Genomic DNA, 6,366 nt, shown 5'->3' with positions numbered 1-6,366 from the left:
AACAGGACGGTGCGCCGGTTCGCCTCCCAGACCCGCAGCAGCTCCTGCTGCAGGACCATGCGCAGCTGGGCGTCGAGCGCCGCGAACGGCTCGTCCATCAGCAGGATCTCCGGGTCCGCCACGAACGCCCGGGCCAGCGCGACCCGCTGCCGCATGCCGCCGGAAAGCGTGGCCGGATACGCGGACTCGAAGCCGCTCACCCCGGTCCGCTCGATCCACTCGCGGGCGGCGGCGTCGGCCCGCCGGCGCGGCACGCGGGCGATGTCCAGCGGCAGCCGGACGTTGGCGAGCACCGTCTTCCACGGGAAGATCCCGTAGTCCTGGAACACCATCGAGCACAGCGGCGTACGGGGATCGGCGCGCTCGATCGTCAGCTCTCCCGCGGACGGCGCGACCAGCCCCGCGACGATCCGCAGCAGGGTCGACTTCCCGCACCCCGACGGCCCGACGACGGCCACGAACTGTCCACGCCGGACGGCCAGGTCCACCGGTCCCAGCGCGTGCACCGCGCTTTTCCGCGCGGTGAACGTCCGCTCGATGCCACGGCCCTCGATCACGACGTCGCCTCCTCGTGGTCGAAGAGCTCGGGGAAGGGCCCGGCGGACAGCCAGGCGCCGGCCTCGGCGTCGCCGCCCACCCGGTCGGCGAACGCCGCGATCAGCGCCCCGGCCGGGGTGGGTCCGGGGCCGTGGAACCCGCCGAGGAAGTGGTCGCCGCCGCGGAGGACGGCCAGGTGCTTCCACGGGCTCGGCGACCGGTCGTACGGCTCGCGGCGCCACTCGAGCCCCTCACCGTGCGGACCGAGGTCGCCGGTCGCGGTCACCACGAGCAGCGGCACCCGGACACCCGCCCAGGAGCGGGGCGTGAGACCCCGGTCCCCGCTACCCTGCGGCGAGCACAGGACCGCGGCGGCCACGGCGGGGTGGGCGGTGCCGGCCAGGCCGATGTCCGCCCCGGCGACCGCCTGCGCCGTGTGGGCCCCGAAGGAGTGCCCGGCCACGACGACCCGGTCGGACCGCAGCTTGTCGTCCTCCGCGAGCGCGTCGATGACGGCGTGCACGCGGCGCACCCGGGACATCCAGTGGGCCGGGTCGAACAGCATCGGCCGCGGCTGCGCCACCCCGGCGTCGGCGAAGCGCGGATGCAGCACGGCATGGCCGCGCTCGGCGAGGAGCCGGCCGAGACCGCTGTAACCGGTCTCGGCGCCCCCGAGGCCGTGGCAGAAGACGATCACCGGCGCGGGCGCCGCCGCGTCCGGATAGCGGGCGAGCACGGGCACGGACTGCCCGTCGACCTCGAGTTCGTAGCGGCTCTCACCAGGCACGCCGACTCCCTTACTAGCGATTCGCTAGTAACGTAATGCTAGTTGTCCGATAGGACAAGTGCCCTTCAGCTCACGCGGTGATCGTCCACTGCTGACAGGTGTTGCCCAGGGAGGCCCACTGCCGCACCGCCGCGCCGTCGGTGGTGGCGCAGTTGGCGACGTCGAGGACCAGGCCGTTGGCGCGGTTGGCGATCAGGTAGCCGCCGCCGGCGATCGGGGTGAGGCTCCACTCCTGGCAGGTGTTGCCGAGCGCGGCCCACAGATTCACCGCCGTGCCGTTGGCCGCGCCGCAATTGACCGAGTCGAGGACGAGGCCGCTGTTGGCGTTGATGATGCGGTAGTAGTTGCTGGTCGTCCGGGTGAAGGTCCATTGCTGGCAGGCGTTGCCGAGCGAGGCCCACTGCTGGATCGCCGTGCCGTTGGCGGTGCCGCAGTTCTGGGCGTCGAGCACCTTGCCGCTGTTGCGGTTGACCAGGCGGCCGGCCGCCGGGACGGTCGCGGTGCCGCCCGGGTCGCCGGCGGGGGCGGTCAGGGCGGTGCTCAGCCGGTCGGGCGTGCCCAGGTTGGGCGTGCCGTCGGAGTTCCAGGTGACCTTCTTGATGCGCGTGGTCCGGGTGGCGCCGCAGCCCTGGGCCGTCGTCTCGTTGGCGTGATAGGCGAGCCAGGTCTCCGTGCCGTCCGGTGACGTGAAGAACGAGTGGTGGCCGGGGCCGTAGACGCTGTTGGCGTCGCTGCGCTGGAAGATCGGGGTGCTCTTCTTGGTCCACGAGCTCGCCGCCAGGGGGTTGCTGCCGGTCAGGGTCAGCATGCCGAGCTTGTAGTCGGGCGTGTTGCACGAGCTGGCCGAGAAGGTGAGATACGTGACCCCGTTGCGCTGCAGGACGTAGGGCGCCTCCTCGACGTTGGCGCCGGACTTCTCCCAGTCGTACGCCGGGGAGGAGATGCGTGTCCCGTACGCCCCGGCGGTCCACGGGTTCGTCAGCGGCGCGATGAAGAGGCTCTGCAGGTCGCCCACCCACGCCGAGTAGAGGAAGTAGTTCTGCCCGTTGATCGTGGCGACACTTCCGTCGATGGCCCAGCCGTTGTTCGCCTGGACATTCAACTGCCCCTTGAAGGTGTACGGGCCCAACGGGTCACTGCCCGAGCTCTCCAGCACGAACGACCGTTGCCCGTCGCAACAGGCAGCGGTCCCCGCCGAGTAGTAGAGGTACCACCGGCCGTTCAACTGGTGCAGCGACGGCGCCCAGACGTTGCAGCAACTGGCGGCGGCCGTCCCGGTGAAGACCACCGTCTCCGGGGCGCCGGGCAGTGCCGCCACGGAAGCGGCCTTCTTGACGACGATCTGCGAGTTCCAGGTCGTCGTGGCGACGTAGTAGTTGCCGTTGTAGTAGCCCATCCACGGATCGGCCCCGTACGGCGCCGCGGCCACCGGGTTCGTGAAGGCGACAGCGGCCTGACCGGGCAGCGGCCGGACGACCACGGCGACACCGAGAAGCAGAACGACGAGCGCTATCCGCCAGAACCGCATGACGACACTCCCTTTCCATCGACAAGCATCACTATCTCAGTGACGCCCGCCGCGGAAAAGGTTGCCTATGTGAGGGCGCGGGCGGCGTTGGTGCTTTTGATCATCTCGCCGGTGGTGGGGTAGGTGCCGGGCTCCGGCCAGCCGGACGGCTCCCAGAGCGAGCCCCGCTTGATCGACTGCGAGCAGTGCAGGAACAGCTCGTCCACCTCCACCTCGATGCCGATCGGCGCGTCCGTCCAGTCCGGGTCGCGGTAGAGCGCCGCGCGGCCGTTGACGCGCAGGGTCTCCAGGTGGCCGGGGACCATGAAGAGGAGGCCGACGTCCGGGCAGCGGAGGATGTTGCGCAGGCTGTCGAGGCGGCGGTTGCCCGGGCGGTCGGCGAAGGCCAGGCGCCGGCGGTCCAGCACGACCGCGGCGCCCGCGGGCTCGCCGCGCGGGGAGACGGTGACCTGGCCGTCGGGGCGGCGGGTGGCCAGCAGGAAGAAGGTCGACGCCCGGATGAAGCTGCCGCTGGCGTCGTCGATGACGCCGATGGCCTTGTCCCGGATGAAGGGGTGGGGCTCCTCGATCAGCTCGCGGAGCTCCGCCTCGGTGGTGATTCTCATGCGCTGAGTCCCGCCTTGTGCCGGCCGATGGGAACGATCATGGGGGTGTGCGAGACCGGGTCGGGGACGACGCGGCAGCGCATGCCGAAGACATCTTCGACGACCGGCTCGGTGAGGATGTCGCCGGGCACGCCCGCGGTGACCACGGCGCCGGCCTTCATGACGACCAGGTGGTCCGCGTAGCGGGCGGCGAGGTTGAGCTCGTGCAGCACCATCACGACGGTGGCGCCCTCGGCCTCGTTCAGGTCGACGAGCAGGTCGAGGACCTCCACCTGGTGGGTCACGTCCAGGTAGGTGGTGGGCTCGTCCAGGAGCAGGATGCCCGTACGCTGCGCCAGCGCCATCGCGATCCACACGCGCTGGCGCTGCCCGCCGGAGAGCTCGTCGACCCCGCGCGCCGCCAGCTCCAAGGTGCCCGTGGCCCGCAGGGCCGCGGCCACGGCGTTGTCGTCGTCGGCGGTCCAGCGGCGGAACATGCCCTGGTGCGGGTGGCGGCCCCGGCTGACCAGGTCGGTGACCGTGATGCCGTCCGGGGCGATCGGGCCCTGCGGCAGGATGCCGAGCTTGAGCGCGACCTCCCGGCTCGGCGACGCGTGGATGGACTTGCCGTCGAGCAGCACGGCCCCGGCCGACGGCGGCAGCAGCCGGGCCAGGCCGCGCAGGAAGGTGGACTTGCCGCAGGCGTTCGGGCCGACGATGACGGTGACCTTGCCCCGGGGGATCTCCAGGGTGAGGTCGGTGACGACGCGCCGGTCGCCGTAGCCGAGGGAGAGCCCCTCGGCCTGCAGGGTGGACGGTGCGGGCACGGTCATCCTCCTCGTCCGGTGCGGTTGGCCGTGGCGAGCAGCCAGAGCAGGTAGGGCGCGCCGACCACGCCGGTGATCACGCCGGCCGGGTAGGGGGTGCTCCCGACCAGGTGCGCGCCGATGAAGTCCGCGGCGAGCACGACGACGGCCCCGATCAGCCCGGCGGGCAGCAGGGTGGGGCGGCCGGTGCCGAGGACGCGGACGGCGATGGGGCTGGACATGAACGCCACGAAGGCCACCGGCCCCGCGGCGGCGGTCGCCACTCCGGCCAGGCACACGCCGACGACGAGCAGGGCGAGGCGGTTGCGCTCGACGTTCATGCCGAGGCCCTTGGCCAGGTCGTCGCCGAGCTGCAGCCCGGAGACGGCCCGGCGCAGGATCAGCGCGGCGGGCACCAGGACCAGCATGGCGGCCGAGAGCGGCTCGACCTGGTCCCACGTACGCCCGTTGAGGCTGCCGACGAGCCAGATCAGCGAGTCCTGCGCGGTACGGACGTCGGCCCGGGTGAGCAGGAATGACGTGACGCTGGCGAGGGCGGCCCCGACCCCGATGCCGACGAGCACCAGCCGGTAGCCGCCGACGCCCCGGCGCCACGAGAGCACGTAGACCACCGCGGAGGTGATCAGCGCGCCGCCCAGCGCCATCGCGGAGGCGGTCACGGCGCTCACGGACAGGATCGCGATCGCCAGGACGGCCGCCGAGCTCGCGCCCGCCGTCACGCCGATGACGTCGGGGCTGGCCAGCGGGTTGCGTACCAGCTGCTGGAAGATCGCCCCGGAGAGCCCGAACGCGAGTCCGACGAGGACGGCGGAGATGGCCCGGGGCAGCCGCAGCGTGTGGATGATGTAGTCGACCTGGGGCGGCGTCGGCTGCCCGAGCAGGGACCGCACGATGTCCGGCAGCGAGATCTGGAACGAGCCGTAGGACAGCGACAGCGCGAACAGGGCGACGACGATGGCGAGCAGGACCAGCGAAACGGTCCGGACGCGGCGGGACTCGCGGCGGCGTTCGAGGATCACCGGGGAGACGGTCACAGCTCGGCCAGCCTCTTGCGCCGGGCCAGCGCCACGAAGATCGGCGCGCCGATCACGGCGGTGACGATGCCCACCTGCACCTCGCCCGGGTTCGCGACGACCCGCCCGAGCACGTCGGCCAGGAGCAGGAGAAGAGGCGCGAACAGCATCGAGTACGGCAGCAGCCAGCGGTGATCCGGACCGGTGATCATCCGGGCGACGTGCGGGACGACCAGGCCGACGAAGCCGATCGGGCCCGCCATGGCGGTGGCCGTGCCGCACAGCAGCACGACCGCGACCGCCGCGACGATCCGGGCCGTGGCGACGTTCTGGCCGAGCGAGGCGGCCACGTCGTCGCCGAGGGCGAGCGCGTTCAGCGAGCGGGTCGAGGCCAGCGCGACGACGATGCCGACGGCCACGAACGGCAGGCCCTGCAGCGCGATGTCCATGCCGCGCCCGGCGAGCGAGCCGACCTGCCAGAAGCGGAATTGGTCGAAGGCGGCCACGTCGGTCAGCAGCACGGCCGTGGTCAGCGAGGTGAGGGCGGCCGACATGGCGGCGCCGGCGAGCGCGACCTTGACGGGCGTCGCGCCGCCGCGGCCCAGCGAGCCGATCGTGTAGACGACGACCGAGGCGATCGCCGCACCGGCGAAGCCCAGCCACACGTAGCCGGTCAGGCTGGTGATGCCGAGGACGCTGATGCCGAAGACGACGAAGAGGGCCGCCCCGGCGTTCACGCCGAGGATGCCCGGGTCGGCCAGCGGGTTGCGGGTCACGGCCTGGATCACGGCGCCGGCGAGACCCAGCGCGGCACCGGCGAGCAGGCCGACCACCGTACGCGGGATGCGCGACTCGGTGATGATCAGGTGCTGGCCGTTGCCGGGGTCCGGGTGGAACAGCGCGTCCATCACCGTCCCGAACGGGATGTGCTGAGCACCCACCGTGAGGCTGAGCAGTGCCGCCGCGGCGAGCGCCGCCGCGCTCACCACGAGTCCCGTGGAGAGCGCGGCGGTGCGCCGGACGCGAGTGTCCGGCATCGTCGTCAGCCCAGGGCGCCGGCGAGCAGCGGCGGCACCTTCTCCAGGGCGTA

7 protein-coding genes are annotated in these 6,366 nt (G+C 72.2%); all 7 read right to left on the bottom strand.

Going from position 1 to position 6,366, the window contains the following annotated elements; all coding sequences use genetic code 11:
• Window positions 1–557: ABC transporter ATP-binding protein (locus tag RBH18_RS42625; RefSeq protein ID WP_306216220.1), on the bottom strand; the 557-nt coding region annotated here is incomplete at its 3' end.
• The gene (locus RBH18_RS42620) at window positions 554–1,324 is read right to left on the bottom strand and encodes an alpha/beta hydrolase family protein (protein ID WP_306216219.1); all 771 of its coding nucleotides are present in this window, start codon (window positions 1,322–1,324) and stop codon (window positions 554–556) included. The genes RBH18_RS42625 and RBH18_RS42620, both read right to left, overlap by 4 nt.
• 70 nt (window positions 1,325–1,394) lie before the next feature.
• Window positions 1,395–2,852, bottom strand: coding sequence for a family 43 glycosylhydrolase (locus RBH18_RS42615; RefSeq protein ID WP_306216218.1), 1,458 nt, complete (start codon window positions 2,850–2,852; stop codon window positions 1,395–1,397).
• Window positions 2,853–2,917: 65 nt separating this feature from the next.
• On the bottom strand, window positions 2,918–3,457 hold the full coding sequence (locus RBH18_RS42610; RefSeq protein ID WP_306216217.1) for an MSMEG_1061 family FMN-dependent PPOX-type flavoprotein: 540 nt from the start codon (window positions 3,455–3,457) through the stop codon (window positions 2,918–2,920).
• Entirely contained in the window at window positions 3,454–4,269 is an 816-nt protein-coding gene (locus RBH18_RS42605; RefSeq protein ID WP_306216216.1) for an ABC transporter ATP-binding protein, read from the bottom strand. The genes RBH18_RS42610 and RBH18_RS42605 overlap by 4 nt, the downstream gene beginning before the upstream one ends.
• Complete coding sequence (locus RBH18_RS42600; RefSeq protein ID WP_306216215.1) at window positions 4,266–5,297, bottom strand: FecCD family ABC transporter permease; 1,032 nt, start codon at window positions 5,295–5,297, stop codon at window positions 4,266–4,268. The genes RBH18_RS42605 and RBH18_RS42600 overlap by 4 nt, the downstream gene beginning before the upstream one ends.
• Window positions 5,294–6,313 (bottom strand): FecCD family ABC transporter permease, encoded by a 1,020-nt coding sequence (locus RBH18_RS42595; RefSeq protein WP_306216214.1) that lies wholly within the window; start codon window positions 6,311–6,313, stop codon window positions 5,294–5,296. The genes RBH18_RS42600 and RBH18_RS42595 overlap by 4 nt, the downstream gene beginning before the upstream one ends.
• Window positions 6,314–6,366 lie beyond the last annotated feature (53 nt).

It is taken from the genome of Actinoplanes oryzae (assembly GCF_030757795.1).
Taxonomy (GTDB): Bacteria; Actinomycetota; Actinomycetes; order Mycobacteriales; family Micromonosporaceae; genus Actinoplanes.
Note: the sequence above shows the minus strand (reverse complement) of the source record. Positions and strands in the feature narration are given on the sequence as shown.

What these genes read in the sequence shown, in the direction of transcription:
- RBH18_RS42610 (WP_306216217.1), bottom strand. Translation starts at nt 3,457, where the DNA reads ATGAGAATCACCACCGAGGCGGAGCTCCGCGAGCTGATCGAGGAGCCC.
- RBH18_RS42615 (WP_306216218.1), bottom strand. Translation starts at nt 2,852, where the DNA reads ATGCGGTTCTGGCGGATAGCGCTCGTCGTTCTGCTTCTCGGTGTCGCC.
- RBH18_RS42605 (WP_306216216.1), bottom strand. Translation starts at nt 4,269, where the DNA reads ATGACCGTGCCCGCACCGTCCACCCTGCAGGCCGAGGGGCTCTCCCTC.
- RBH18_RS42595 (WP_306216214.1), bottom strand. Translation starts at nt 6,313, where the DNA reads ATGCCGGACACTCGCGTCCGGCGCACCGCCGCGCTCTCCACGGGACTC.